Raw genomic sequence first — 26,026 nt, 5'->3', positions numbered from 1 at the left:
GCCCGCGCGCAGCGCCGTCGGTGGAAGATCGAGTGTCTTTTTGGCGGCTGCGTTCGGGTTGCCTGAAGCGCCCCTCACGACCTGAAGGCGCGGGTTCAGCTTTCGGAGCGCACGCATATTTATATAAATTATTTACCGAAGTTACTTTTCGAACGAAGCAAAGATCCCGCACAATGCCATTCCGCGTGCATTCCGAATTGGTACCCGCAATACGGGAAATAGTGGTAGTCGTGTGCTTTTTTGCACAGTATTTCACCGTAATCGGTTGAATTCAGCCCCAACTGTGGCGGAAGAGCAACTATTCTAAGTCCAATGGATGTTTCTCGACGGACAGGCCACTGATTGACCGACAGTTCCAATCATGTAATTCGAGGTTACAGATCAGACGTCTCTGCCTCAGGCTCGGGCGCGAACCGACCTCGGCGAACGAGAACTGGACACCACATGAGCATGGACAACGAAATCAGAGACGGCGAAGTGGCCACGGACTGGTCCGGCGAAACCGATGCCGGGCTGGTCTTCATTGGCCGGATCTACACGCCGTGGTCGGAGCTCGGCAGTTGCCCGCGCGCCGGCCGTGCCGACGGACCGCTTTGCCGCATCGAGATGTTCGATCCCTGGCTGCCGGCGCTCGCCGGCATTGCGGATGGCGCGATGCTCGAAGTGTTCTATTGGTTGCATCGTTCGCGGCGCGATCTTCTGCTGCAATGCCCCCGCAATGACGGCGTCACGCGCGGCACCTTTTCGCTTCGCTCACCGATCCGCCCAAACCCGATCGGAACCTCGATCGTTCGCCTTGAGGGCCGTGACGGCGCCAGTCTGCTGGTCCGCGGGCTGGATTGCCTGGACGGCACGCCTCTGATCGATCTGAAACCCGATCGTTCTGAATTCATACCGATGGCACTGCCCAAGCCTGGAGACTTTCAGGTGGGAGGGACACGTTCGTGATCGGTCTCGCAGGGCGCAGCATCGTGCTGATCGTCCTCCTCCTGTTCGCCCAGTTGCTCGCGTCGTCGTCGTCCGCGGAAGCTCGCACCGTCGTCGATTCCGCCGGCCGTCGCGTCGAGGTCCCCGACACCATCAATCGCGTATTTGCTTCGGGCCCGCCGGCGGGCGTGCTTCTCTACGTTGTCGCGCCGGAGAAGATGATCGGCTGGGGCCGCACGCCCCGCGACATCGACAAGCCCTTCTTGCTCCCGGCGACGCGCGAACTTCCCGAACTCGGACGGCTGACCGGCCGCGGCGACACCATCAATACGGAGCGCCTGATGGCGAGCCGGCCCGACGTGATCATCGATTTCGGCGCGACCAGCGACACCTACCGATCGATCGCCGAGCGCATCCAGGCGCAGACCGGAATTCCCTATCTGCTGATCGACGGGCGATTCGAGAACACGCCCGCAGCGCTGCGGCTGCTCGCCGACATTTTGGGCGTCAGTGAACGCGGCGAAGCCCTGGCCCGCGCCAGCGAAGCGATCTTCGCCGAGGTCGACCGCGCCGTCGCGGCGGTGCCGCCGGCGGTGCGGCCCCGGATCTACCTCGCCCGCGGCCTCGACGGGTTCGAAACCGGATCGCGCGGGTCGATCAACACCGAGATCATCGAACGCGTCGGAGCCGTCAATGTCGTCGAAGGCGTCCGCGAGGCGGGCGGCCTCGCACGCGTTTCGCCGGAGCAAGTCATCGCATGGGCGCCGGACACGATCATCACTATCGATCCCGCCGTTCGGCGCATGATCATGGAACGTCCCGAATGGCAGGTCGTCCCGGCTGTGCGGAGCCGACGCGTATTTCTGCTTCCGAACCGGCCATTCGGCACCATCGATCTGCCGCCTTCGGTCAATCGCTTGATCGGATTGCCGCTCCTCGTCCACACCCTCTATCCCGACCGCGCACGGACAAACCTCGAGGCCGACCTGCGTGGCTTCTATCGGCTGTTCTATCAGGTCGACATCCCGGACGCGGAGATCGAGAAATTTCTCGAAGGTCTCGGCCACTGACGTGACGCATTTTCGGGTCACGCCGGTCGCGCTCGGCCTCGCCGTTCTGCTGACTCTCGTCGTCATTCTCGCCGCAGGCACCGGGCCTTACCAGATTCCGCCACGTGACGTCGTCGCCGCCATCCTCGATCGGGTGGCCGGCAACCACGACCAGGGCCAGACCGCGACCGTGCTGTTCCAGATTCGTCTGCCGCGAATCGCCGCCGCGATCTGCGTCGGGGCCGCGCTATCCGCGGCGGGCGCGGCCTATCAGAATCTGTTTCGCAATCCGCTGGTGTCGCCCGACATTCTCGGCGTGTCGCACGGCGCCGGATTGGGCGCGGTGATCGGCATCCTGTTCGGCCTCCCGGTTGCAGTCATCGAACTGATGGGCTTCGTCACCGGGTCATTGACGGTCGTGCTGGTCTCCGCCCTCGCCTGGTCGCTGCGCGAACGCGGCGACATTCTCATGCTGGTTCTCTCCGGCATCGTGGTGGGCGCACTGGCGGCGGCAGCGATCTCGCTGGTCAAGATCATCGCCGATCCCTACTCCCAACTGCCGATGATCACCTATTGGCTGCTCGGCAGCCTCGCCAGCATCCGCCCCGACGATCTCGCAGTGGTGGTTCCGACCGTCGCCATCGGACTGATCCCGCTGTTCCTGCTGCGCTGGCGGATCGCCGTGCTGTCGCTCGGCGACGACGACGCCCGCGCGCTCGGTGTCGACACGCGGCGAACCCGGCAGGTGGTGATCGCCGCCGCGACGCTCATCACCGCCAGCGTCGTCGCCGTGTCCGGGGTGATCGGCTGGGTCGGCCTGATGGTGCCGCATCTGGCGCGCCTGCTGGTCGGCGCGCGTTTCGATCGGCTGTTGCCGGTGTCGATCCTGCTCGGCGCGTCCTTCATGGTGGTAGTCGATACTCTGGCGCGAACCATTGCGCCCATCGAAATTCCGATCGGCGTATTGACGGCGCTGGTCGGCGGCGGCCTGTTCGTCTGGCTGATCACCCGACACGGCGCGCGCGCGTTGTGGAGGCGCGAATGACGCCCCGCCTCTCTTTGCGGAATGTCACGATCGGCTATGACGGTCTGGCGCTGGCCGGCGGCATCGACCTCGACCTGTCGGGCAGCAGCACGACCTGCCTGATGGGCCCCAACGGCGTCGGCAAGACCACGCTGTTCAAAACGATCCTCGGTCTGCTGCCGCCGCTGAACGGCCAGATCCTGATCGGCGGCCGCGACATCGCGACAATGAGCCGCGAACAGATCGCCCGCCACATCGCGTTCGTCCCGCAGGCCTACCAGGGCGATCCGAGCCACACGGTGATCGACCTCGTAGTGATGGGCCGCACCGCGCGGCTCGGAATGTTCGAGACGCCGAGCCGCGACGACGTTGCCGCTGCCCGACGCGCGCTCGAGACACTGGGGATCGCCGGCATCGCCGAACGCTCCGCCGATCGGATCTCCGGCGGTCAGCGGCAATTGATGTTGATCGCGCGCGCGCTCGCCCAGGACACCGACATCATCGTGATGGACGAACCGACCGCCAGCCTCGATCTCGGCAACCGGCTGGCCCTGCTCGATCAGGTCCGCGCCCTGGCATCGCGGGGACTGGCGCTGCTGGTCTCGACCCACGAACCGGAGCACGCCTTTGCCATCGCCGATCGCGTCGCCGTCATCGGCCCGGCGCAGAGCTTCGAAGCAGGCGCGGTGGACGATATTCTGACCGCCGTTCGTCTCCGCAGCCTCTACGGAGTCGAACTGGCTCTCGAGGTGACCCCCTCGGGGCGGCGCGTGGTGTCGCGATCCCCGCTTTCCCATCCAGCAACTACAAAGGTGTAGCGCATGTCGTGCGATGCTCGAAACCACTGCCTTGATCACCAGGACGACGATGGCGGCCCCGCGACCAAGACCGGCGCGGGGAATCGAGCGGGTGGCCCGATGCCTCTCGCCGTAGTGGTGTATCGCCCCGGCGATCCGCTCGAACAAACGCTCGGCGCGGTCCGCGACCGCCTCGTCGCCCGTCCCGCGACCCGAATCGCCGGCCTCGTGCCCCGCTATGGTTCGCCCCACGCGAATGGCCGCGCCTCGCTTTGGCTCGATGACGTGGTGCGGGGCGACTCCATCGCCTTGTCGCAGGATCTCGGCGCCGGATCGACATCGTGCATCCTCAGCGCCGACGGGCTCACGATGGCGCAGGTACGGCTCGCTGAAGCGATCGCCACCCGGCCGCAGCTCGTTCTGTTCGGACGGTTCGCGAAAGAGGAAATCGCCGGGCGAGGCATTCGCGAGGAAGTCGGACTCGCCGTCGCCGAGGACATTCCCGCTGTTGTTGCGGTGGATCGATCGATGCTGCCGGGCTGGATCGATTTTGCGGGCGACGACTGGACAGAGTTGCCCGTGGATCCGGACGCGATCGTCGCCTGGTTCGACTCACTTGCCGCGCAACGGGGCACGACCATCGGCTGAACTCGGCATGCGCTACAATATCGGACGCTGTTTCCGCTGAAGTGGTATTCTGGGCACTGCGGTTGGTGCGCCGCGCTTTCCCCTCGCAGCGCGATCGCCTAGGGTGGCGCGCCCAACCCACTCACGCGACACCATGCGATGGCCGACGACAAGATCGACGCATATCTCGAGCTTCGGAGCGGCGGGCGTCTCCTGGTCGGTCGTGACCGTATCCGTCTGCTGGAGGCCGTCGCCGAACACGGCAGCATCAGCAAGGCCGCGAAGGCGATGGGGATCAGCTACAAGACCGCGTGGGAAGCCGTCGACGCCATCAACAACCTGCTGCCGACGCCCGCGTTCGTGACGCGGACCAGCGGTCGCGTCGGCGGAGCCGCCGAGATGACCGAAGAAGGCCGCCGGCTGATCACCGCATTCCATCGTCTCGAAGACCATCTGGCGAGGATTTCCTCGCTGATCGCCGAAGAAGGCCTCGCAGACATCGGCGACGCCCTGCTGTGGGCTACGGGATTCAAAATATCGGCGCGCAACATCTTCCGTACCGAGGTGGTGAGCGTTCGACGATGGCCGGTCGACGTCGAAGTCGTCCTCAAAGTGTCGGACGAACACTCGATTCACGCGATCATCACCAACGCCGCGACGGAACAGCTCGACCTCGCCCCCGGCCGAAAGGCGCTGGCGCTGGTGAAAGCTCCGTTCGTGCGACTGGTATCACCGGACGAGGCATCGCGGCTGCGGCGCAATCTGTTTCGCGGCACGGTGGTGCGGCGCATCGATGCAGAGGTTCATTCGGAGGTTCATCTCGACCTCGGCAAAGGCAAGACGCTCGTCGCGGTGGTGCCGCGTCATCAGGTCGAGGATCTCGGACTCGTCGAAGGCTCGACCGCTGCGGCGACGTTCGAACCCGATCACGTCATCCTCGCTGCTGGCTGAGTTTTTCTCACTCACGATGTGAAACAAACGTAGATGCGGGCTCCGGCTCTTGCTGCAAGATCCAGCTACGTGGACCCGGTCGCGGCAAACGAACAGCGCGGGGGCCGCAGCAAATTGCGGAAGATCGGCGCATCTCAGGAGAAGGAGTGAACTGGCTGTGCCCGCGCGGCCATCCGGCGAAGTGTCCGCGGAATGCAAAGAGGCCAACAATCTTTGGAGACTGCTGGCATTACCTCTAGTTCAACCGGCCTTCCCCTCCGACGCCGTACTCGAGCCGTCGGCCGGGACCGGGCTGCTGGCCATTCTCGCCGAATTGCCCGGCGCGACACTCACTCTGAACGAACTTCATACGACTTGCTACTTGGGCCTGCTTCAGCCGGCCCGGCGGGCCGCTCGTCATCGCGAGCCGAGGAAATGAGCGAATGCCTTCAGGGTCGCGTCCGAGACGTGGTGCTCCATTCCCTCGGCATCGGCCTCGGCGGCTTCGGCCGGAACCCCCACCGCGATCAGCAGGTCGACCACGAGCCGATGGCGCGTGTGGACTTTTTCGGCCAGCGCATGTCCGTTCTCGGTGAGAAAGACACCCCGATAAGGACGCGAGGTCGCCAATCCGGCCCGCTTCAGGCGCGCGATGGCCTTGATCGCGGTCGCATGCGACACCCCGAGCCGTCGCGCGATATCCGTCGGCCGCGCCTCTCCGACGCCCGTCAGCAGATCGGCGATCAGCTCGACATAATCTTCGAACAACGCGGTCGACTGCGCCGACCGCGTCTTGCCGAAGCGCCGCGCCTGAGTCAGCTCCGAGGGTAGTTCGGTGCCGGCGCCGTCGTTCGGGGGTGGCTTCTGGTGAGCCGTCAGCGCCATGGCGTCCGTCCTAAGCCTTTGAGATTGCGCGCCAGAGAGATCACGCTTCGTTGGTCGTGTCAAAATGTAGCCAACGCTACATCTTAGGGTGAGTTGACATCTGCGAACCGTTCTCTAGTCTGTAGCCAAAGCTACATCATGTATAATTGGCTGGAATGTGGAGATGTTGGTGCGAAGAATTCGGTCGCGGGCGGGTATCCCGGCCGGACGTCAGCAGCCCAAGCGGGCTCTCGTCGCCGTGGCGGCGGCGACGGGACTAGGTGCGCTTGCCCAGGTGGGGCCCGCAGCGGCGGCGGATCGACCGTCATGGCTCACCGCTCTCGCCCCCTCGCAGGCGAGCGGCTTCGCCGGTGCAAAGCCGGCAGCGCCGGCTCATCAAGCCAAGGACATCGATACCGAGCATATCTTCGGCTTCACCATGGGATCGGACATCGGCCGGCGCGGCGACATCGAGATCGAGATGGAAAATGTCGGCGCGTTCGGCAAGCGAAGCGGCAGCTACGCTACGCTCGCCACCCTGAATCAGGTGAAATACACGGTCACGGATCAATTCCGCATCGCGCCGGGCTTCGGCCTCGGCGGCCAGCGGATCGATGGCGCACCGGGCTACGACGACCGGCGCCACGTCACCTTCAACGGCGCGACGATGGAATTCCGCTACAAGCTGATCGACAGGACCTCCGCGCCGTTCGGGCTGACGCTGCACGCCCAGCCGGGCTGGAGCCGCGTCGATGAAGGCAGCGGCATGCGGATCGAACACTACGGCGCCGAATTCGCCGCGCTGTTCGACCGCGAACTGATCCCCGACAGATTGTTCGCCGCCTTCAACGTCTGGTACGGCACCGGCGCGACCCGCGAGCGCGCGACCAGGCTGTGGAGCCACGATTCCGACCTCGAATTGCACGGCGCGCTGTCCTACGCGTTCGTGCCGGACTTCGTCGCAGGCGTCGCGCTGCGCTATCTGCGAGCCTATGAGGGCGGCGGCCTGGACCGCTTCGCCGGCGACGCGGTGTTTGTCGGCCCGACCTTCTCCTACAGCATCTCGGAGAGTCTCGGAGTGTCGGGAACCTGGCAGATGCAGGTCGCGGGCGGAGCGCTGGGCGACAGCCGACGTCTCGACCTCGAGAATTTCGAGCGTCACCAGGCGATGCTGCGCCTCAATGTGCATTTCTAGAAAGCCACGGGACCGGGCCCCAGCGGCAGCCGACGCAAATCAGGGAAACGAGACATGAAGCCGAAGGTCACCGACCGCCGCCGGATCACGACAGCCTTCGCAGCCGCATTGGCGGCTGCCTTCGCCGGCGTGCTGCTGGCCGGGCCGGTCCAAGCGGAAACGCGCAAGCCGTTCCGGGTGGTGACGACCTTCACCATCATCCAGGACATCGCGCAGAACGTCGCCGGCGACAGGGCCGTGGTGGAATCGATCACCAAGCCGGGGGCGGAGATCCACGACTACCAGCCGACACCGCGCGACATCGTACGCGCGCAGTCGGCAGACCTGGTGCTGTGGAACGGATTCAACCTCGAACGCTGGTTCGAGCGGTTCTTCCAGAGCGTCAAACAGGTGCCGAGCGTGGTCGTCACCGAAGGCATCGCGCCGATGGGGATCGCCGACGGGCCCTATGCCGGCAAGCCGAACCCGCACGCCTGGATGTCGCCCTCGAACGCCCTGATCTACGTCGAGAACATCCGCAAGGCGCTAGGCACCTACGATCCCGCCAACAAGGACGCGTACGATCGCAACGCCGCCGCATATTCCGCGCGGATCAAGGCACTCGACGAGCCGCTGCGGATGCGGCTGGCCGCCATTCCCCGGGACAAGCGCTGGCTGGTGTCGAGCGAAGGCGCTTTCAGCTATCTCGCGCGCGACTACGACATGAAGGAGGCCTTCCTCTGGCCGATCAACGCCGACGAACAAGGCACGCCCCAGCAGGTGCGCAAGGTGATCGACCTGGTACGCACGAACAACATCCCGGTGGTGTTCAGCGAAAGCACGATCTCGGACCGCGCCGCGAAACAGGTGGCACGGGAAGCCGGGGCGCGCTACGGTGGGGTGCTATACGTCGACTCGCTCAGCGCCGCAGGTGGGCCGGTCCCCACCTATCTGGATCTGCTGAAGGTGACCGTCGAGACCATCGCGAAGGGGTTTGGCGCTTGATCGCGCCTCATCACGAACATGGCTAGTTCGGAATTCGGCGCGACGCCCGTCGCAAGCATCACAGTGCAGAATCTCACCGTCACCTACCCGAACGGCTTCACCGCCGTGAAGGACGCGTCGTTCGCGCTCGACCCCGGCACGATCTGCGCCCTGGTCGGCGTCAACGGCAGCGGCAAATCGACGATCTTCAAGGCGATCATGGGCTTCGTGCGGCCCACCTCCGGCGTGGTGAAACTCTGCGGTCTGTCGGTCGCGGAGGCCCTGAAGAAGAACATCGTCGCCTATGTGCCGCAGAGCGAGGATGTCGACTGGAACTTCCCGGTGCTGGTCGAAACCGTGGTGATGATGGGCCGCTACGGCTACATGAACTTCCTGCGGATTCCGTCGCGGCTCGATCGCCGCAAGGTCGACGAGGCGCTGGAGCGCGTCGGCATGAGCGACTACCGCCACCGCCAGATCGGCGAACTGAGCGGCGGCCAGAAGAAACGCGTGTTCCTCGCTCGCTCGCTGGCGCAGGGCGGCCGCATCATCCTGCTCGACGAGCCGTTCACCGGCGTCGACGTCAAGACCGAAGCTGCGATCGTCGACCTGTTGCGCGAGTTGCGCGATTCCGGGCACCTGATGCTGGTCTCGACCCACAATCTCGGCAGCGTTCCGGAGTTCTGCGATCAGGTCGTCCTGATCAACCGCTCCGTTCTCGCCGCCGGGCCGACCGCCGAGACCTTCACGCGAGACAATCTCGAACGGACGTTCGGCGGCGTGTTGCGCAACCTGCAGCTCGGCGGCACCGGATTGGAGCGCGACGACGAGCGCCAGCGGCTCACGGTGATCACCGACGACGAACGGCCGCTGGTGCTGTACGGCGAGCGTCGGAGCCAGCGGCACGAAGAGGAGACCTGAGATGGCCGAGGGCTCCCTGCTCGCCGAGATGCTGGTGCCGTTCGGCTACGACTACATGATCAAGGCGATGTGGGTCAGCGCGCTGGTCGGCGCCGTCTGCGCCTTTCTGTCGGCCTATCTGATGCTGAAGGGCTGGTCGCTGATGGGCGACGCGCTGGCGCATTCGATCGTGCCCGGCGTCGCAGCCGCCTATATCATCGGCGCGCCGTTCGCACTCGGCGCCTTCCTCGCCGGCATCCTCGCCGCGGCCGGCATGCAGTTCGTCAAGCTGAACTCGCGCCTGCGCGAGGACGCGGTGATCGGGCTGGTGTTCACCACGCTGTTCGCGCTCGGCCTGCTGATGGCCTCGATCTGGCCGGCCTCGGTCAGCGTCCAGACCATCGTGCTCGGCAACATCCTGGCGATCTCCGACGGGGACGTCGTCCAGGTGGCGCTGATCTCGGCGGTCTCGCTCGGCATCCTGGCCCTGCTGTGGAAGGACCTGATGGTGACCTTCTTCGACGAGAACCACGCGCGCAGCATAGGCCTCAATCCCCGCGCGCTCAGGATCGTGTTCTTCACCCTGCTCAGCGCCTGCACCGTCGCGGCGCTGCAGACGGTCGGCGCCTGCCTCGTCATCGCGATGGTGGTCACGCCCGGCGCCACCGCCTATCTCCTCACCGACCGCTTCGGCCGGCTGATCCTGATCAGCATCTCGGTCGGCGCGATCACCAGTTTCGTCGGCGCCTATATCAGCTACTTCCTCGACGGCGCGACCGGCGGGGTGATCGTCACGCTGCAGACGCTGGTATTCCTGACGGCGTTCTATTTCGCGCCGAAGCACGGCATGCTGGCGGCGCGCCGTCGTCGGCTCGCCGCCGCGGAGGTCGCGTCGTGAGCGAACTGGTCGACTGGTTCGCCGGGCCGCTGGCCTACCCCTTCATGCAGCGCGCGCTGATCATATCGGTGATGGTGGCGGCGGTCTGCGCCGTGCTGTCGTGCTACCTGGTGCTCAAGGGCTGGTCGCTGATGGGCGACGCCGTCTCCCACGCGGTGCTCCCGGGTATCGTGCTCGCGCATGTGCTGAACCTGCCATACGCGGTCGGCGCGTTCGCGGCCGGGCTGTCCTGCGCCGTGTTCACCGGGTATTTGAGCGCGAACAGCCGCGTGAAGGAAGACACGGTGATGGGCATCGTGTTTTCCGGCATGTTCGGCATCGGCCTCGTGATGTTCACCAAGATCGATACCGACCAGCATCTGAATCACATCCTGTTCGGCAACGTTCTCGGCGTCACGCCGCGCGACCTGATCGAAACCGCCATCGTCGCCGGGGGCACGCTGCTCGTGATGATCCTGAAGGGCCGCGATCTGTTGCTCTACTGCTTCGATCCCAACCACGCACGCTCGATCGGCCTCCCGGTGACGTGGCTGCACTACGGGTTGCTGGTGCTGCTCGCGCTGACCATCGTCGCGTCGCTGAAGGCGGTCGGAATCATCCTGGTCATCGCGATGCTGGTCGCCCCCGGGGCAACCGCTTATCTGCTGACCGACAGCTTCGACCGGATGCTGGTGATCGCCACCGCGGTCGCGACCAGTTCGGCCGTGCTCGGGACGTTGGTCAGCTTCCATATCGACGGCGCGACCGGCGCCTGTATCGTGCTGACCCAGGCGGTCGTTTTCGTTCTGGCGTTTCTGTTTGCGCCGAAACGAGGCTTGTTACGACAGGCCAGCGGAATTGGCAGCCCGCCGTGAGGGATCGGAATGCGACCGACGAAACGGCCGAGCACGGACGCAGTTCAGGCCGGCGCCCGGCTGACGGAATCGCCGGGCCGATGCTACGTCCCGCGCCGCCCGCCGCGCTTCAGGCTGTCGGGGCGGATCACGATTTCCTTGAGCGCACCGCCTGATACGACCACCACCACGAACACCAGTTTTCCGCCGGTGTGGTGAAGGCCGGCGCTGATCGCTTTGCCCGGTCCGTACTTCTCGGCGATCTCGATCGCATCGGCCAACGCCATGTTGGCTCGCCTGAAGTCGTCGATGCTGCGTCGGTCCTCCCCATGCAGATCGGAGGCCGACATCACCATCGCGGATCGAACGATCCGGCGCGTCGCGGCCTCGACCACCGTGTTCCAGATCTTGCCGTCGCGATATGATTTGACCTCGAACGACGGCGCCGCGCCGTCACCGTTGAAGCTCAGATCGTAAACCCTGGCCCCGGACAGGCTGGCCTCCACCATCCGGACGAGATCCGCACCGGAGCCGGCGGCGATCGGCTCGGCGCCGGTTTCGTCGGCAGAACCCGGCGTCGCGCCGACGTTCAGCTCGTGAGGCTCGCGCGCGGATTGGACCGCCGACGTCAGACCGAGCGATAGCGACGCCGCCGTCAGGGCGAACAGGACGATACGTGCAGACATGTCCGCCTCGCTCTCTTCGGGACGCGGCGGGAGGCCGCGTCGACAGCGTCACGATCAGTTGGCGCCGGCCAGTCGCCGAACCGGTGGGGCCGCCGCGACCGGCACGGCGGTCGGCGTATCCTCAGGAGGCGACTTCGACCACGCACGGCCCGACCTCGCCCGGTCATAGCCGTACTGAAACAGGCTCCGCATGTAAGCGGTGTCGAAGCCCGCGGACGGCGACGGCGGCCGATCGCTTTCGATGTAAGTCAGATTGAAGCCGTATTTGTTGCGGCGGGCGGCATCATAGGTGCTGTAGAGGATCGACCTCGTCTGCGCCTTGACCAGCGTCGACGACGACCGCGCGGCGATCTCCAGCGTCCTGTTCTGGACGACCTGGAATTCCGGCTCGATCTTGTTGTTCATCAGGATGTAGAGCTGCAGATCGAGCGACTTGCCCCATGACGCGTTGCGCAGCAGATAGGCCTCCGGCAGCGTCAGCACCGGCGCGGTCACGCCGCCATCGACATGCATCTCCTGAAACCGGACGCCGTTGGCCTCGGCATTCACCAGCATCGGCGGAAACACCGCCGGCAGGCTCGCCGACGCCGCCACCACGTCCCTGAACAGATTGAGCCCAGCCATCGTGCGCAACGAAGCGATCCGGCCCATGTTCCAGATCACGGCGCGCTGGGAATCCAGATTGGTCGTCGCCACGAACAGCATCCGGCCCCTGGCGTGCTCGGCTGCGACCGCGGCGACGAAATCCGCGTCGATGTACCGAGCGACCAGTTCGCGCAGACGGGTATTGCCGAACAGTCCCGAGCCGAAGATCGCATTGAACGGATTCGGCGAGTCGAGCAGGCTCTCGGCGATGCCGCTGGTGTAGAACTCGCGCAAGGTCGGGTCGTATTGCGGCCCGAGAAACGCGAACGGCGCAATCAGCGCGCCGGTGCTGACGCCGGAGACGATCGAGAACGACGGACGCGTGCCGGCGTCGGTCCATCCGTTGAGCACGCCCGCCCCATAGGCGCCGTCGGCACCACCGCCCGACAGCGCCAGATAGGTGCGCGGCCCCGCGATCATCTTGTCGTCCCGGAAGGCGGATGCCGGCTCGTCCGCATAGCGCCGCAAATCCGTGAGGTCGAGGACCCGGGCCGCGGAGGCTTCCGCGGCGGTGTACGGCACGCGCGGCGCAGACGCGCAGGCCGCCAGCAGCGAACTCAACGCGATCGCCAGAGGGACGACCAACGACCGGGGAATGTGACGCATGACCATACCGGACGATCGAGGAAAAGGCTTAAGGATTCGATGAGGCGCCGCGATGACGGCAGTCCATCATCGCGTCCGCGGATTGGGCCGGCTGGGCCGAGCGCGGAACCCGTTCGAGGTAGTCCTGATGGATCGCCTGAATGGTCTTGCGGTCGTCGAATTTGACCCGCCAACTGCTCGGGGACCCCTGTCCGACGATCAATCCCTCGCGCTCGCCGTATTTGGGATGACGCTCGCGGCCCAGTCGGCTCATCCGAACGCGGGCGCCGCGACACAATGGCGGGACGGAAGTTTCGAGTTCTTTATTTGTCATGCTGACGTGCCTTCTTCCGGCATCTTGATACGGAACCACGCAATGTAGAGCGCGGGTAGGAACAACAGCGTCAGCACCGTTCCGACGATGATGCCGCCCATCATGGCGAAGGCCATCGGCCCCCAGAATACTTCACGGGCGATCGGGATCAGCGCGAGGCTGGCCGCGGCGGCCGTCAGCAGGATCGGCCGCATCCGGTGCTCGGTGGCTTCAACCACGGCGTCCCAGGGCGGCTTGTTCTCGCTTCGCAAATGTTCGATCTGCACGATCAGAATGACCGAGTTGCGGATCAGGATGCCGATCAGCGCCAGCACCCCGAGGATCGCGACGAAACCCAGCGGCGCGCCGCTCGGCAACAGCGCCGCGACCACGCCGATCAGCGCCAGCGGCGCGACGGCGAACACCAGGAACAGCCGGCTGAAGCTCTGCAACTGGATCATCAGAATGGTCGCCATCGCGAACAGCATCACCGGCACCACGGCGATGATCGGCGACTGCGACTTTCCGCTCTCCTCGACGCTGCCGCCGACGGTGACGGAATAGCCGACGGGAAGTTTCGCGCTGAACTGCGCGATCGGCGCCTTCAGTTGATCGACGACGGTCGCCGGCTGAACGCCGTTGCGGACGTCGGCCTTGAGGGTGATGGTCGGCAGACGCGACCGCCGCCAGATCGTCGGCTGTTCGAGCTCGTAGCGGAAGTTCGCCACGGCCGCGAGCGGCACCGACTGCCCGTTGCTGCCCGACAATTGCAGATTGCGCAGCGTTTCGATCGAACCTCGCTCCGACGCATTGGCGCGGCCGAGAACCTTGACGAGGTAGATGTCGTCGCGAACCTGCGTGATCGACGAGCCGTCGACGACGCCGTTCAGGGTGGAGGCGATGTCTTCCGAGGTCACGCCGAGCTGGCGGGCCTTGTCCTGCAGCACGTCGACCTTGACGACACGCGCGGGCTCCATCCAGTCGTAGACCACGTCGCCGAGATGCGGGTTGGCGGCGACGATGCCCGCGAGCTGACGGGACAAGGCGCGTACCTCGCCGATGTCGGGCCCGCTCACGCGATACTGGACCGGCCGTCCGACCGGCGGACCGATATCCAGCAGCTTCACCAGGGCGTCGGTGCCGGGGAACGTCTTCTTCAGATAGGCCTGCAGCTCGGTCTTCAGCCGGTTGCGGTCCGCCAGGCTCTTGGTGACGATCACCATCTGGCCGAACGTGGCGTTGGCCGGCTGGACGTCGAACGACAGCAGGAAGCGCGGCGCGCCCTGCCCGACATAGGTCGACCAGTGATCGATACCGTCCTGGCCCTTCAGCGCCTCCCGCTCGAACTGCGCCATCTGCGCGCTGGTCTCGGCGATCGAACTGTTCTGCGGCAGGCTCCAGTCGACGATGAGTTCCTTGCGATCAGACGACGGAAAGAACTGCTGCTGGACGAATCCCATGCCGACGATCGACAGCGCGAACGCGGCGAGCGTCACCCCGATCGTGAGCCAGCGCCACCGCATGCAGAACAAGAGCGCGCGGCTGAAGGCGGTGGAGAACCATCCCTTGTTGTCGTGATGGCCCTTCATCTTGTCGGGCAGAATGGTGACGCCGAGCAACGGCGTGAACAGCACGGCGACGATCCAGGATGTCAGCAGCGACACCGCGATCACGACGAACAGCGTGAACGTGAATTCGCCCGCGGCGCTGTTGTTGAGGCCGATCGGGATGAAACCGGCGACCGTCACCAGCGTGCCCGTCAGCATCGGAAAGGCGGTCGACGTGTAGACGTAGGTCGCCGCCTTGGTCAGCGAATCGCCGACCTCCAGGCGCGCCACCATCATCTCGACCGCGATCATCGCATCGTCGACCAGCAGGCCGAGCGCGATGATCAGCGCGCCCAGCGAAATCCGTTGCAGCGAAATGCCGCTGTAGGACATCACCAGGAAGGTGATCGCCAGCACCAGCGGAATCGAGATGGCGACGACCAGGCCGGCGCGCATGCCGAGGCTGATGAAACTGATCGCCAGCACGATGACGACGGCCTCGAACAGCGCATGCGTGAACCCGGACACCGCCTCGTCGACGATCTGCGGCTGATCCGAGACCAGATGAACCTCAGCGCCGACCGGCAGGTCGGCCGAGATACGCGCCATCTCCTTCTTCAACGCGTCGCCGAATTCCAGCAGGTTGGCGCCGGCCTTCATGCCGATGGTCAGGCCGATCGCGGGCTCGCCCTTGTACCGGAACAGCGACGTCGGCGGATCGGTGTAGCCGCGGCGGATGGTGGCGATATCGGTGAGCGGAAAGAACCTGTCGTTGACGCGCAGATTGATCGCCTTGAGGCTCTCCTCCGAGGTGAACTGTCCGCTGACCCGCACGCTGATCCGCTCCGGGCCGGCCTGCAGCACGCCGGAGGGCGCGATCGCGTTCTGGGCCTGCAGCGACGTCATCACCGAGCGCTGGTCGAGCCCCAGCGCCGCGACCTTGCGGGTCGAGAATTCCAGATAGATCACTTCGTCCTGCGCGCCGACGATGTCGACGCGGCCGACATTGGGCACCTGCAGGACCTTGGCGCGCACGTCCTCGACCTTGTCGCGCAACTGGCGCTGCGTCAGGCCGTCGCTGGTGAAGGCGTAGATGTTGCCGAACACGTCGCCGAAGCGATCATTGAAAAACGGCCCGACGACGCCGGTGGGGAAATCGCTCTTGATGTCGTTGATCATGTTGCGGACGCGGACCCATGTCGGGACCACGTCGCGCGCCTTGGTGGTGTCGCGCAGATTGACGAACACCGTCGTGCTGCCCGAGGTCGTGATGCTCTTGGTGAAGTCCAGCGACTCCAGCTCTTCGAGCTTCTTCTCGATCCTGTCGGTGACCTGCCGGGTCGTCTCCTCGGCCGAGGCGCCCGGCCATTGCGCCTGGATCACCATCGTCTTGATGGTGAAGGCCGGATCTTCCTCGCGTCCGAGCTCGAAATAGGACAACAGCCCGGCGGCCATGAACGCGATCATGAAATACCAGACCAGAGAGCGGTGCTGCAGAGCCCAGTCGGAAAGGTTGAAAGACTTCACAGCGAGCTTCCCTCTCCGAACCGAACCGTCTGGCCTTCCTCGAGATGATGCACACCCGCCGTCACGATACGCGCGCCAGCCTGGATTCCCTCGACCACGTCGACCGAGCCGTCATCGTTGGTGACGATCCGCACTTTGCGTTTGGACACCGCCCCGGTGGCAGGATCGACCATCCAGACGTTCGACTGGCCGCCCTCGGTCAGGATCGCCGTGCCCGGCAGTCGCAGTCCGCGCGTCGGCTTGCCCGGAATCAGGGTCGTGATGGTGGATCCCAGACGAAACGTCTCCGGCGGATTCTCCAGCGTGATCCGGACCCTTCGGGTGCGGGTCACCTGATCGGCCTGCGGCGACACCTCACGCACTTTGCCGTCGACACGAATCCGCGGGTCGAGCTGCAGCGCGACCTTCAGCGGCATGTCGATCTGCAGGGCGCCGGCGAGGTCGTCGGCGACGTCGATCACCGCCTCGCGAACGTCCGGTCGCGCGACCGTCACCACGGTCTGACCGGGGCTGACGACCTGGCCGACCTGCGCACCGACAGCGGTGACGACGCCGGCATATTCGGTGGCGATCTTGGTGTAGCTCAGTTGCTCGCGCGCCTTGGTCAAGCTCGATTGGGCGCGAATGACCGAGGCCTGCGCCGCGGAATTGCCCTGCTCCGCGGAGTCGAGCGTCGCCTTGGTCACGGCGCCGGTTTCGATCAGCGTGCGCTGGCGGGCGACGTTGCTACTGGCGTTGACCAACTGGGCCTGCGCCGAGGCGACGTCGGCGACGGCGGACCGGACGGCCAGTTCCGCCGCGAACGGATCGATTGCCGCAAGCGCCTGCCCCTTCGCGACGGTGTCACCGACATTGACGGGCCGCGCGATCATCCGCCCGAGTACGCGGAAACCATAATCCGTCTTGTACCTGGGCTGGATCGTGCCGACGACGCCTATGCTGGTCGCTTCGGGCGGGGCGACCACAGTCGACAGCACCGGCCGGATCGGCTGCGGCTGGCTGGCTTTCTCCTGGCATCCCGCGATGAACACGCAGGCCGCTATCACGCCGATGACCCGCGACGCTGTCATGCGTTTTCCCCGTCATAGGTGACGATTTCCGCGGGCCGGAGCATCTTGCCGCCGTCGACGACGACCCGCTCGCCCGGTTTCAGGCCGCCGGCCACGACGATCGAACTGGTCTCGTAGGTTTCGACCTTGATGCTCCTGAGCGATACGGCGCGCGTCTCGGGGTCGACCACCCAGACGGCGGGCCCTTGCTGATCGGAGGTCAGGGCGCTCCAGGGCAGCACGATCTTGTCGACGGACGGGCTGCGCCCCTCGCCTGTGACTGCGCTGCCGAGCGTCATCGCGGCCGGCGGATTCTCGATCGACAGTTTGACCCGAACGGTCCCGCTCTTCGGGTCGACGGTCGGAGAGATTTCTCGCGGACGCGCGATCGCGGTGACCGAGGGATCCGACACCAGCGTCAGCTTGATGGTGCCGCCCTCGATCGGCTTCAGAAACACCGATTCGTTGACGTCGAACACAGCGTCGCGCGCGCCGTCCTCGGCCAGCGTGTAGGCCGACTGGGCGGACTGCGCGACCTGCCCCACCTCGATGTTGCGCGCCGTGATGATGCCCGACGCGCTCGCCCGAAGCTCGGTATAGGTCAGGGCATCTCTTGCGATTTCGAGCTGGGCCCGGGCGTTGTCGAGCGAGCCTTCGGCGGTCCGCAATCCTTCCTGCGCCTGGTCGAACGAGCCCCGGGTGGTGAAGCCGCTGGCCATCAGCGACTTCTGCCGTTCGAAGGTCGCGGTGGCGAGACGCAGCTGCGCTTCCGCGGACGCGACCGCCGCCTGGGAGCCGACGAGGTCGGCCCGTTGCTCGGTCGGATCGATCCGCGCCAGCACGTCGCCGGCGTTCACATGGGCCCCGACATCGACCAGCCGCTCCGTCACCCGACCACTGACGCGGAACGACAATTCGCTGGTCACACGCGCCTGGACGTCGCCGGTGAGACGAACCACCGTCTGCCGGGGCTGAAGGTGAACGATCTCGGTCTTCACCAGATTCGCCGGCCGGCCCTGCTGAGCCTTTTCGTTGCAGGCCGCCAGCGGCAGCGCCAGGAGCAACAACAGGATCGTTCGAAGCGGCGGTAACATGATAGGCTGGCTCATATGATCGACCATGCTGCTCTGCAATAATATTGACTGACTCGAAAGTCAATAGTATGCTGCGAATGATTGGAGCTCCCGTCATGCCTGCCGAAACCAAGAAGCGCGCCCGGCGCAAAGCCGAACGTCCGGCCGAGATCCTCGATGCAGCGTTCGAGGAGTTTGTGAAGCATGGTTATTCAGCCACGCGACTGGAAGACGTCGCGGCGTTGGCCGGCGTGACAAAGGGGACGATTTATTTCTACTTCGACACCAAGGAGCGGGTGTTCGAAGAGATGGTCCGGCACAAATCCATGGAGTTCCTGCCTCGGTTGGGGGACTACGCCGCCACCCTCACCGGTTCGCACACCGATCGGCTGCGCGCGATGGTCGTCTACGCATACGCCCACATCGCGGAGAACAGGGCCTCCCGCGAGGTCCTGCGCTTCCTGATCTCCGAAGGTGGGCGATTTCCCGATCTGGTCGACAGACATTACGAAGAATTCGTCGTGCCAATGATGCAACACTTCAAGAATGTGATCGATGCAGGCGTCGCCGCAGGAGAATTCCGAGATGCTCCCGCAACGGAGTTCGTCGAGATCGTGATGAGTCCGGCCCTGTTGATCAGCCTGTGGTCGCTGCTGTTCGGAACCCGCAAACGCTTCGATATGGACTGTTTCACGGAAGCCAGCACCGATCTGCTGCTTCGGGGGCTGATCCGGTGAACATCGAAGGAGTGTATGTGAGCGCAGACGCCGCGATAGCCTGAGACGGTTCCGGGGGAACATTCCGGCAACCACCCGTGCATAACGGGCAGCCATGGGTTCACGGCGCTCGACGCAGTGCGGTCGGATTGTTAAGCCCCTCCCCCGAAAGGAGCATCGAGCGAAGTCATGACCGTTGTGATCGAGATGGGGCAGACCACGACCAACGGACCGGCGACGCTCGACCTCGAGGAATTGCTGGCGACCCGCCTGCTGGTGCAGGGCAATTCCGGCTCCGGCAAATCGCATCTGCTGCGCCGGCTGCTCGAACAGAGCGCGCCGTGGGTGCAGCAATCGATCATCGACCCCGAAGGCGACTTCGTGACCCTGGCCGAAAAATTCGGCCACCTCGTCATCAATGCCGAGGACCACACCGAGCGCGGGCTGCAGGCCGCGGGCGAGCGCGCGCGGATGCATCGCGTCTCGACCGTGCTCAATCTCGAAGGACTCGACGCCGAGAATCAGATGCGCCGTGCCGCGGCCTTCCTCGGCGGGATGTTCGACGTCGCGCGCGACCATTGGTACCCGATGCTCGTGGTGGTGGACGAAGCGCAATTGTTTGCGCCGGCGGTCGCCGGCGAAGTCTCCGACGAAGCCCGCAAGCTGTCGCTCGGCGCGATGACGAATTTGATGTGCCGCGGCCGCAAGCGCGGCCTCGCCGGCGTGATCGCGACCCAGCGGCTGGCGAAGCTCGCCAAGAACGTCGCCGCCGAAGCATCGAACTTCCTGATGGGCCGCACCTTCCTCGACATCGACATGGCGCGCGCCGCCGACCTGCTCGGCATGGAGCGGCGGCAAGCGGATGCGTTCCGCGATCTCGAGCGCGGCCAGTTCATGGCGCTGGGCCCGGCTCTGTCGCGCCGCCCGCTGGCGCTGCGGATCGGCCCAACCGAGACGCACCCGCGCAATGCCACGCCGCGGCTGATGCCGTTGCCCGAGGAAGCGTTGCAGGATGCGCGCGCGATCATTCTCGCTGAACCGCCACCGGAAGTATCGACGCGTCCGCAGCGGCGCTCGGCGCCGGATCTGCTCAGCCAGTTGATGGCGGCGAAATCCGCGGCGCTCGACGCCCGTCCCGATCCGGTGGAGCAGCCGCTGAGCGCCGAGGAACTGGCGGCGCGGCGCGAACGGCTCGACCGCATCCTGCGCGCGATCCTCGCCGAACCCGACGCCGGCTTCCGCGCCATCGGCGTGCTGTATCAGGAGTTCATCGTGCGCTGCCGGATCGAAGGCCTGGCGGCGACGATCCCGGACCTGACCGACTTCCGCCGGATGCTGACCCACGCCCGCGCCGGGCTAACCGCCGAGCAGATCGCGGATGACGACGGCTGGCAGGACGTCTCGATCCGCGCCGGCATGCTGCCCGACGACATGCAGGGCGTATTCATGATGATCGCGCGCGCCGCCAAGGAGGGCTGGCCCTGCCCCGGCGACGCCGCGATCGCGCGCGCCTACGGCACCCACTCGCTGCGCCGCGCCCGGCGGTTGCTGACCTATATCGAGGAACAGGGCCTGATCGTCTGCCAGTTCGACGGCGCCGGCCGGCGCACTGTGACGCTGGTCGAACTCGCCTGGGCGACCGCGCCGGGCGACCCGAATGCGGCCGAAGAGATGCCCGCCGAGGCCGCCTGCGACGCGTCGTCGGCCTGAGAGGCGGCTGCGCGCTGTTCAGAAGCGCTCGCGAAAAAACGGTTCCGGTGACGCCGCCGATTTGCGATACCGGACGCCAATCGCAGTGACGCCGATGCAGGGAGATTCGCCATGAAGACACGGGCCGCCGTCGCGTTCGAGGCCAAGAGGCCGCTCGAAATCGTCGAACTCGATCTCGACGGGCCGAAGGCCGGCGAGGTGCTGGTCGAGATCAAGGCGACCGGGATCTGCCACACCGACGCCTATACGCTCGACGGCCTCGACTCTGAAGGCATCTTCCCCTCGATCCTCGGCCACGAGGGCGCAGGCATCGTGCGCGAGATCGGACCCGGCGTCACTTCGGTGAAGCCCGGCGATCACGTCATCCCGCTGTACACGCCGGAATGCCGGCAGTGCAAAAGCTGCCTGAGCCAGAAGACCAATCTCTGCACCTCGATCCGCGCCACCCAGGGCAAGGGCGTGATGCCGGACGGCACCTCGCGCTTCAGCTATCAGGGCAAGCCGATCTATCACTACATGGGCTGCTCGACGTTCTCGAACTTCACCGTGCTGCCGGAAATCGCGCTGGCGAAGATCCGTGACGACGCGCCGTTCGACAAGAGCTGCTACATCGGCTGCGGCGTCACCACCGGCGTCGGCGCGGTGGTCAACACCGCCAAGGTCGAGCCCGGCGCCAACGTCGTGGTGTTCGGCCTCGGCGGCATCGGCCTCAACGTCATTCAGGGCGCCAGGATGGTCGGTGCCGACAAGATCGTCGGCGTCGACATCAACGACGACAAGGAGGAATGGGGCCGCCGCTTCGGCATGACGCATTTCGTCAATCCGAAGAAGATCGACGGCGACATCGTCCAGCACCTGGTCGGCCTGACCGAAGGCGGCGCCGACTACACCTTCGACTGCACCGGCAACACCACTGTGATGCGCCAGGCGCTGGAAGCCTGCCACCGCGGCTGGGGCGTCTCGGTGGTGATCGGCGTCGCCGAAGCCGGCAAGGAGATCTCGACCCGCCCGTTCCAACTCGTCACCGGCCGCGTCTGGAAAGGAAGCGCCTTCGGCGGCGCCCGCGGCCGCACCGACGTCCCGAAGATCGTCGACTGGTACATGAACGGCAAGATCGAGATCGACCCGATGATCACCCACGTGCTCAAGCTCGAGGAGATCAACAAGGGTTTCGAGCTGATGCACGAAGGCAAGTCGATCAGGTCGGTGGTGGTGTTCTAGACTTTTCCGCGGTCATTCCGGGGCGCTCACGAAGTGAGCGAACCCGGAATCCAGTCGCCAAGCCTCTCCCCGTCATTGCGAGCGAAGCGAAGCAATCCAGCTCCGAGCACTGAGCTTCTGGATTGCTTCGTAGCTTCGCTCCTCGCAATGACGACTGTTCCGTCATTCCGGGGCGCTCACGAAGGTGGGCGAACCCGGAATCTGCAATGCCCCTCACCTCTCAACGTCATTCCCGGATGCGCTGCGCAGCAGCGCAGGCCCGGAATCCATACTCCCTGTGCCTGCGTTGCGCACAGCCGTTGTCAGGCCGTGGATGAGCATCAACTCCAGGGGCTATGGATTCCGGGTTCGCCGCTGCGCGGCGCCCCGGAATGACAAACGAGGGGATGTATTTGCGAAGAGACTCCGGGTTCGCGCTGCGCGCGCCCCGGAATGACGTGGTGAGTTGGTGCTACCCGCCCTCCGCCGTGCCGCCGGCGAAATTGCGATACACGAACTTTTCGCCGCCGGCTTCCGCCTCTGCTTCCGCGGTCTTGAAGATCCGCTCGTGCAGCGGCGACAGCGCGCAGGCCGGATCGGTCGCGGCCGCGTCGCCGGCCAGCGCGAAGGCCTGGCAGCGGCAGCCGCCGAAATCGATCTCCTTGAAGGCGCAGCTCGCACAGGGCTGCTGCATCCACGAGGTGCCGCGATAGCGGTTCAGCGCCTCCGAATTGCGCCAGATCTCGGCGATCGACGCACCTCCGCGCACCGAATCGAAGGCGAGGCCGGTGATGGTCTCGGCGGCGTGGCACGGCAGCACCTTGCCGCTCGGCGAGATGTTGAAGAACTGCCGGCCCCAGCCGCCCATGCATGTCTTCGGTCGCAGCGCGTAGTAATCCGGCACGACGTAGTCGATTGCGAGCTGCCCCTTCAGCCGCGACTGCGCGGCCTCCACGATCGCCGTGCAATCCTCGATCTGCTGCAGCGTCGGCATCAGGGCGGCGCGGTTCTTCAGCGCCCAGCCGTAATATTGCACATTGGCGACTTCGAGCCGGTCGGCGTCGAGCGCCACCGCCATCTCGATGATGTCGGGCAATTGATGCAGGTTCTGCCGGTGCATCACCGCGTTGACGGTGAGCGGCAGATCGAGCTCGCGGGTCCAGCGGGCGACCTCGACCTTCCTGGCATGGCCGCCGGCGAAGCCGCCGACGCGGTCCGCAACGGCCGGCTCGTTGCCCTGAAAGCTGATCTGGACGTGGCACAGCCCGGCATCCGCCAGCGCAGCGAGGCGCTCGCGCGTCAGCAGCACCGCCGAGGTGATCAGGTTGGTGTAGAGCCCGACGTCGGTCGCGTGCCGCACCAGTTCGACGAGGTCCTTGCGCGCGGTCGGCTCGCCGCCGGAGAAATGCACCTGCAGCACGCCGATCGCGGCGAGTTCGCTCAGCACGCGCTTCCATTCGTCGGTCGCAAGCTCCGCGCCGCCGCGCTCGAGCTCGACGGGATTGGAGCAATACGGACATTGCAGCGGGCAGCGATGCGTCACTTCCAGCAGCACCGCGAGCGGAATCCCGAAGCTCTCGGGGACGGAGCCCCGCGACTCCAGCGCCGCGACGCCATCGACTTGGTGATGGGTCTCGTTCACCGCGGCGCTCATGGCGCGCTCTCGCGCGCTTCGGTGAGGAACCCCTTGTCGGCGAGGTCCTGCAGCATCGTCACCACGTCGGCGCCGATCTCGGCGCGATCGGCGGTGTACTTCAGCGCCAGCGCATCGACGATCGCAACAACGTCACGCGTGCCGTCGCAGAGCTGCAGAATCTCGACCGCGATGTCGTCGGGCGCCAGCACGCGCTCGGGCGCGAGGATCACCCAGCGCTGCCTTGTTTCATCGAAACGCAATTTCGCGTGGCGCGGCAGCACCGGCCGGCTCTGTTCGTTGACGCTGATGTGGCGCGACGCCATCGCCCTGCCCTCACTTGCCCTGCGGCACGAAGGCGCCCGGCGGGATGTGGCCGTCGACATAGGCGTGATGCAGCGCGTCGAGCTGCGCCCACAACACGTTGGTCTTGAAGATCAGCGCATTGCATACCGCTTCGCGTTCCGCCGGCGTCGTCGCATGGCGCTTGACGTAGTCGAGCGCGAACTCGGCGTCGCGCGGCGCCTGCGTCAGTCTGCGCTTGAAATAGCTCATGATCTCCGGATTGACGAAGTCGTAATGCGCCAGCATACCGGCGATACGCTCCTCGTGCAGGTTCGGCGCGAACAGCTCGGTCAGCGACGACGCGATCGCCTCCAGCGGCGTGCGGTCGCGGACGAAATGCACATAGGCGTCCACGGCAAAGCGGGTCGCCGGCAGAATGCCCTGGGTGGACTCCACATAGGCGCTGTCGAGCCCGAGCCCCTCGGTCAGCTTCAGCCAGCGCGCGATGCCGCCCTCGCTGCCGGCATCGCCGTCGTGATCCTCGATCCGGTGCCGCCACTCGATTCGCGTGGCGCGGTCGCGGAAGCGCGAGATCACCACCGCGTCCTTGATCGGGATCGTGCTCTGGTAGTAGTAACGATTCAGCGCCCAGGCCTGCACCTGCCCTCGGTTCAACTTGCCGCCGTGCAGCAGCCGATGGAACGGATGCAGATTGTGATAGCGCGCCGCGCCGATCTGGCGCAGCGCGGCTTCCAGCTCGTCGGCGCTCGCCAGCGGCGCGGCGCCGTTGATCGAAAACGCGGTCATCGCATTCACAGCGTCACCTCCGTGCCGTCGGCCGGGATCTGCCAACCGGCCGTCTCCGCGGCGCGGCGCTCCGCGGAGTCGCACAGCAGCGCGGGATTGGAGTTGTTGATATGCACGAACAGCTTTTGCGCAATGCCGAGACCGTCGAGTGCGGCGATCGCGCCGTCCTCGCCCGACATCGCGATGTGCCCCATCGCCTGCCCGGTCTTGCGGCCGAGCCCGGCAGCAATCAGTTCGTCGTCGCGCCACACCGTGCCGTCGAACAGCAGCAGCGGCGCGCCGGCCAGCCGCGCCTTGAGATCGTCGGTGACCCGCGCGCAGGCGGTGAGGACGTGCACGGACTGGCCCGTAGCCTTGTCGGTGATGGTCAGGCCGAGCGTATCGCCATCCGCCGCCTCGCCGCCCGGATGCGGTCGCCCTTCGAGATACCATGCGCCCTTACTGGGCACCGCGAACGCCACCACGTCGAGGCCCGATGGCGTCGCATCCGGCAGCATCGGCTCGAACGGCCGACCGATCTCGATCGATCGGCGCGGCACCAGTTTCTCGTCGAGCACGTTGAAGATGCTGTTCACCTTCAGGATCGCCAGCACCTTGGCGTGGGCGTAGATCGCGAATGGCGATCCCTCGCGCATCGACAGCAGGCCGGCCACCGCATCGACTTCGCCATTGGTGAGGATCACGCCCGCGATCGGGCTGTGGCGCAACGCGCCGGCCTTCGGATGAAGCTGCGGCGTCGCGACGATCTGCTGGCGCAGATCCGGCGAGGCATTGATCAGGAACCAGTGCCGGCCATCCGCGCTGACCGCCACCGACGCCTGCGTGCGCGCAAGCGTCGGATCGGCGAATGCCGCGCGGCAGACCTCGCAGCCGCAGTTCCACTGCGGGACCCCGCCTCCAGCCGCCGCCCCGAGAACGACGACGCGCATGGGGGTCCTCCAATGTCCGCTGAAATTGAGATCGTGCGGCCTGTTGCCGCCGGCCCACGCCGTCAGGCCGTCGGTGCCGGACTAAACGAAAGCAGCCGGCGTCGATGCGCCGGCCACCCACGCTCGTTGCGGATCGATTACTTGCGCACCGCGCAGGCGTACATGTTGATTTCCATGCCGACGGAAACTTCAACGATCGCAGGCTTCTTCCAGGCCATGAGGTCCTCCCGAGGATTGCAGACTGTCGTCACGCCTTGAAGATTAAGGCTGCACTGGAACGCATGCAAGCACCGGATGGTTTCGCCTCCGGCCAT

At 65.7% G+C, this 26,026-nt stretch carries 25 protein-coding genes; 14 read left to right on the top strand and 11 right to left on the bottom strand.

Annotation, left to right across the window (positions count from 1 at the left end; all coding sequences use genetic code 11):
- Window positions 1–444: 444 nt before the first annotated feature.
- From SR870_RS02790 to SR870_RS02765, 6 genes are all read left to right on the top strand, one after another.
- Window positions 445–948, top strand: coding sequence for an SAM-dependent methyltransferase (locus SR870_RS02790; RefSeq protein WP_322516530.1), 504 nt, complete (start codon window positions 445–447; stop codon window positions 946–948).
- The gene (locus SR870_RS02785; protein ID WP_322516529.1) at window positions 945–1,997 is read left to right on the top strand and encodes an iron ABC transporter substrate-binding protein; all 1,053 of its coding nucleotides are present in this window, start codon (window positions 945–947) and stop codon (window positions 1,995–1,997) included. The genes SR870_RS02790 and SR870_RS02785 overlap by 4 nt, the downstream gene beginning before the upstream one ends.
- 1 nt (window position 1,998) lies before the next feature.
- Window positions 1,999–3,021 (top strand): iron ABC transporter permease, encoded by a 1,023-nt coding sequence (locus SR870_RS02780; protein ID WP_322516528.1) that lies wholly within the window; start codon window positions 1,999–2,001, stop codon window positions 3,019–3,021.
- Window positions 3,018–3,818 (top strand): ABC transporter ATP-binding protein, encoded by an 801-nt coding sequence (locus tag SR870_RS02775; protein WP_322516527.1) that lies wholly within the window; start codon window positions 3,018–3,020, stop codon window positions 3,816–3,818. The genes SR870_RS02780 and SR870_RS02775 overlap by 4 nt, the downstream gene beginning before the upstream one ends.
- A 3-nt stretch (window positions 3,819–3,821) precedes the next feature.
- Window positions 3,822–4,445: a DUF2478 domain-containing protein gene (locus SR870_RS02770; RefSeq protein ID WP_322516526.1), complete on the top strand. Its 624-nt coding sequence runs from the start codon at window positions 3,822–3,824 to the stop codon at window positions 4,443–4,445.
- Between the two features lie 138 nt (window positions 4,446–4,583).
- Window positions 4,584–5,375 carry a TOBE domain-containing protein gene (locus SR870_RS02765; protein ID WP_322516525.1) on the top strand — a complete coding sequence of 264 codons (792 nt, stop codon included), beginning with the start codon at window positions 4,584–4,586 and terminating at the stop codon, window positions 5,373–5,375.
- A gap of 396 nt (window positions 5,376–5,771) precedes the next feature.
- On the opposite strand, the gene mntR is transcribed toward SR870_RS02765, so the two are convergent.
- The gene (gene mntR, locus SR870_RS02760) at window positions 5,772–6,239 is read right to left on the bottom strand and encodes a manganese-binding transcriptional regulator MntR (protein WP_322516524.1); all 468 of its coding nucleotides are present in this window, start codon (window positions 6,237–6,239) and stop codon (window positions 5,772–5,774) included.
- Window positions 6,240–6,408: 169 nt separating this feature from the next.
- Between mntR and SR870_RS02755 the strand changes: the two genes are divergently transcribed.
- The 5 genes from SR870_RS02755 to SR870_RS02735 are packed head-to-tail and all read left to right on the top strand — an operon-like array spanning window position 6,409 to window position 11,028.
- Window positions 6,409–7,413, top strand: coding sequence for a hypothetical protein (locus SR870_RS02755; protein ID WP_322516523.1), 1,005 nt, complete (start codon window positions 6,409–6,411; stop codon window positions 7,411–7,413).
- 54 nt (window positions 7,414–7,467) lie between these two features.
- Window positions 7,468–8,397 carry a metal ABC transporter substrate-binding protein gene (locus SR870_RS02750; RefSeq protein WP_322516522.1) on the top strand — a complete coding sequence of 310 codons (930 nt, stop codon included), beginning with the start codon at window positions 7,468–7,470 and terminating at the stop codon, window positions 8,395–8,397.
- Between the two features lie 18 nt (window positions 8,398–8,415).
- Complete coding sequence (locus SR870_RS02745) at window positions 8,416–9,297, top strand: manganese/iron ABC transporter ATP-binding protein (RefSeq protein WP_322516521.1); 882 nt, start codon at window positions 8,416–8,418, stop codon at window positions 9,295–9,297.
- 1 nt (window position 9,298) lies between these two features.
- Complete coding sequence (locus SR870_RS02740; RefSeq protein WP_322516520.1) at window positions 9,299–10,174, top strand: metal ABC transporter permease; 876 nt, start codon at window positions 9,299–9,301, stop codon at window positions 10,172–10,174.
- Window positions 10,171–11,028, top strand: a complete 858-nt coding sequence (locus SR870_RS02735) for a metal ABC transporter permease (RefSeq protein ID WP_322516519.1) — start codon at window positions 10,171–10,173, stop codon at window positions 11,026–11,028. Before SR870_RS02740 ends, SR870_RS02735 begins: the two co-directional genes overlap by 4 nt.
- Before the next feature lie 83 nt (window positions 11,029–11,111).
- On the opposite strand, the gene SR870_RS02730 is transcribed toward SR870_RS02735, so the two are convergent.
- The 5 genes from SR870_RS02730 to SR870_RS02710 form a co-directional block, all read right to left on the bottom strand.
- Entirely contained in the window at window positions 11,112–11,693 is a 582-nt protein-coding gene (locus SR870_RS02730; RefSeq protein ID WP_322516518.1) for a hypothetical protein, read from the bottom strand.
- A gap of 54 nt (window positions 11,694–11,747) precedes the next feature.
- Window positions 11,748–12,944, bottom strand: coding sequence for a patatin-like phospholipase family protein (locus SR870_RS02725; RefSeq protein ID WP_322516517.1), 1,197 nt, complete (start codon window positions 12,942–12,944; stop codon window positions 11,748–11,750).
- A 309-nt stretch (window positions 12,945–13,253) separates the two neighbouring features.
- Complete coding sequence (locus tag SR870_RS02720) at window positions 13,254–16,310, bottom strand: efflux RND transporter permease subunit (protein ID WP_322516516.1); 3,057 nt, start codon at window positions 16,308–16,310, stop codon at window positions 13,254–13,256.
- Window positions 16,307–17,380, bottom strand: a complete 1,074-nt coding sequence (locus tag SR870_RS02715) for an efflux RND transporter periplasmic adaptor subunit (RefSeq protein WP_322516515.1) — start codon at window positions 17,378–17,380, stop codon at window positions 16,307–16,309. The genes SR870_RS02720 and SR870_RS02715 overlap by 4 nt, the downstream gene beginning before the upstream one ends.
- Window positions 17,377–18,453, bottom strand: coding sequence for an efflux RND transporter periplasmic adaptor subunit (locus SR870_RS02710; protein WP_416221120.1), 1,077 nt, complete (start codon window positions 18,451–18,453; stop codon window positions 17,377–17,379). Before SR870_RS02710 ends, SR870_RS02715 begins: the two co-directional genes overlap by 4 nt.
- A gap of 95 nt (window positions 18,454–18,548) precedes the next feature.
- On the opposite strand from SR870_RS02710, the gene SR870_RS02705 reads away from it, so the two are divergent.
- The 3 genes from SR870_RS02705 to SR870_RS02695 all read left to right on the top strand — a co-directional run bounded on the left by SR870_RS02705 (window position 18,549) and on the right by SR870_RS02695 (window position 22,079).
- Window positions 18,549–19,169 carry a TetR/AcrR family transcriptional regulator gene (locus tag SR870_RS02705; protein WP_322516513.1) on the top strand — a complete coding sequence of 207 codons (621 nt, stop codon included), beginning with the start codon at window positions 18,549–18,551 and terminating at the stop codon, window positions 19,167–19,169.
- A gap of 168 nt (window positions 19,170–19,337) precedes the next feature.
- Window positions 19,338–20,858: an ATP-binding protein gene (locus SR870_RS02700; RefSeq protein ID WP_322516512.1), complete on the top strand. Its 1,521-nt coding sequence runs from the start codon at window positions 19,338–19,340 to the stop codon at window positions 20,856–20,858.
- 111 nt (window positions 20,859–20,969) lie between these two features.
- Window positions 20,970–22,079: an S-(hydroxymethyl)glutathione dehydrogenase/class III alcohol dehydrogenase gene (locus SR870_RS02695; RefSeq protein WP_322516511.1), complete on the top strand. Its 1,110-nt coding sequence runs from the start codon at window positions 20,970–20,972 to the stop codon at window positions 22,077–22,079.
- Window positions 22,080–22,530: 451 nt separating this feature from the next.
- Here SR870_RS02695 and pqqE read toward each other — a convergent pair whose 3' ends face one another.
- From pqqE to pqqA, 5 genes are all read right to left on the bottom strand, one after another.
- Window positions 22,531–23,712, bottom strand: a complete 1,182-nt coding sequence (pqqE, locus tag SR870_RS02690) for a pyrroloquinoline quinone biosynthesis protein PqqE (protein ID WP_322516510.1) — start codon at window positions 23,710–23,712, stop codon at window positions 22,531–22,533.
- Window positions 23,709–24,017, bottom strand: a complete 309-nt coding sequence (gene pqqD, locus SR870_RS02685) for a pyrroloquinoline quinone biosynthesis peptide chaperone PqqD (protein ID WP_322516509.1) — start codon at window positions 24,015–24,017, stop codon at window positions 23,709–23,711. Before pqqD ends, pqqE begins: the two co-directional genes overlap by 4 nt.
- Window positions 24,018–24,027: 10 nt before the next feature.
- Entirely contained in the window at window positions 24,028–24,792 is a 765-nt protein-coding gene (gene pqqC, locus SR870_RS02680; RefSeq protein WP_322516508.1) for a pyrroloquinoline-quinone synthase PqqC, read from the bottom strand.
- Window positions 24,789–25,712 (bottom strand): pyrroloquinoline quinone biosynthesis protein PqqB, encoded by a 924-nt coding sequence (gene pqqB, locus SR870_RS02675; RefSeq protein WP_322516507.1) that lies wholly within the window; start codon window positions 25,710–25,712, stop codon window positions 24,789–24,791. Before pqqB ends, pqqC begins: the two co-directional genes overlap by 4 nt.
- 137 nt (window positions 25,713–25,849) lie before the next feature.
- Window positions 25,850–25,930, bottom strand: a complete 81-nt coding sequence (pqqA, locus tag SR870_RS02670) for a pyrroloquinoline quinone precursor peptide PqqA (protein ID WP_041798311.1) — start codon at window positions 25,928–25,930, stop codon at window positions 25,850–25,852.
- Between the last annotated feature and the right edge of the window lie 96 nt (window positions 25,931–26,026).

Source organism: Rhodopseudomonas palustris, assembly GCF_034479375.1.
Taxonomy (GTDB): domain Bacteria; phylum Pseudomonadota; class Alphaproteobacteria; order Rhizobiales; family Xanthobacteraceae; genus Rhodopseudomonas; species Rhodopseudomonas palustris_M.
Note: the sequence above shows the minus strand (reverse complement) of the source record. Positions and strands in the feature narration are given on the sequence as shown.

Excerpts from the sequence above, each read along its gene's own strand:
- SR870_RS02790 (WP_322516530.1), top strand. The coding sequence starts at position 445 with ATGAGCATGGACAACGAAATCAGAGACGGCGAAGTGGCCACGGACTGG.
- SR870_RS02775 (WP_322516527.1), top strand. The coding sequence starts at position 3,018 with ATGACGCCCCGCCTCTCTTTGCGGAATGTCACGATCGGCTATGACGGT.
- SR870_RS02770 (WP_322516526.1), top strand. The coding sequence starts at position 3,822 with ATGTCGTGCGATGCTCGAAACCACTGCCTTGATCACCAGGACGACGAT.
- SR870_RS02765 (WP_322516525.1), top strand. The coding sequence starts at position 4,584 with ATGGCCGACGACAAGATCGACGCATATCTCGAGCTTCGGAGCGGCGGG.
- mntR (WP_322516524.1), bottom strand. The coding sequence starts at position 6,239 with ATGGCGCTGACGGCTCACCAGAAGCCACCCCCGAACGACGGCGCCGGC.
- SR870_RS02750 (WP_322516522.1), top strand. The coding sequence starts at position 7,468 with ATGAAGCCGAAGGTCACCGACCGCCGCCGGATCACGACAGCCTTCGCA.
- SR870_RS02745 (WP_322516521.1), top strand. The coding sequence starts at position 8,416 with ATGGCTAGTTCGGAATTCGGCGCGACGCCCGTCGCAAGCATCACAGTG.
- SR870_RS02740 (WP_322516520.1), top strand. The coding sequence starts at position 9,299 with ATGGCCGAGGGCTCCCTGCTCGCCGAGATGCTGGTGCCGTTCGGCTAC.
- SR870_RS02730 (WP_322516518.1), bottom strand. The coding sequence starts at position 11,693 with ATGTCTGCACGTATCGTCCTGTTCGCCCTGACGGCGGCGTCGCTATCG.
- SR870_RS02725 (WP_322516517.1), bottom strand. The coding sequence starts at position 12,944 with ATGCGTCACATTCCCCGGTCGTTGGTCGTCCCTCTGGCGATCGCGTTG.
- SR870_RS02715 (WP_322516515.1), bottom strand. The coding sequence starts at position 17,380 with ATGACAGCGTCGCGGGTCATCGGCGTGATAGCGGCCTGCGTGTTCATC.
- SR870_RS02710 (WP_416221120.1), bottom strand. The coding sequence starts at position 18,453 with ATGTTACCGCCGCTTCGAACGATCCTGTTGTTGCTCCTGGCGCTGCCG.
- SR870_RS02705 (WP_322516513.1), top strand. The coding sequence starts at position 18,549 with ATGCCTGCCGAAACCAAGAAGCGCGCCCGGCGCAAAGCCGAACGTCCG.
- SR870_RS02700 (WP_322516512.1), top strand. The coding sequence starts at position 19,338 with ATGACCGTTGTGATCGAGATGGGGCAGACCACGACCAACGGACCGGCG.
- SR870_RS02695 (WP_322516511.1), top strand. The coding sequence starts at position 20,970 with ATGAAGACACGGGCCGCCGTCGCGTTCGAGGCCAAGAGGCCGCTCGAA.
- pqqE (WP_322516510.1), bottom strand. The coding sequence starts at position 23,712 with ATGAGCGCCGCGGTGAACGAGACCCATCACCAAGTCGATGGCGTCGCG.
- pqqD (WP_322516509.1), bottom strand. The coding sequence starts at position 24,017 with ATGGCGTCGCGCCACATCAGCGTCAACGAACAGAGCCGGCCGGTGCTG.
- pqqB (WP_322516507.1), bottom strand. The coding sequence starts at position 25,712 with ATGCGCGTCGTCGTTCTCGGGGCGGCGGCTGGAGGCGGGGTCCCGCAG.
- pqqA (WP_041798311.1), bottom strand. The coding sequence starts at position 25,930 with ATGGCCTGGAAGAAGCCTGCGATCGTTGAAGTTTCCGTCGGCATGGAA.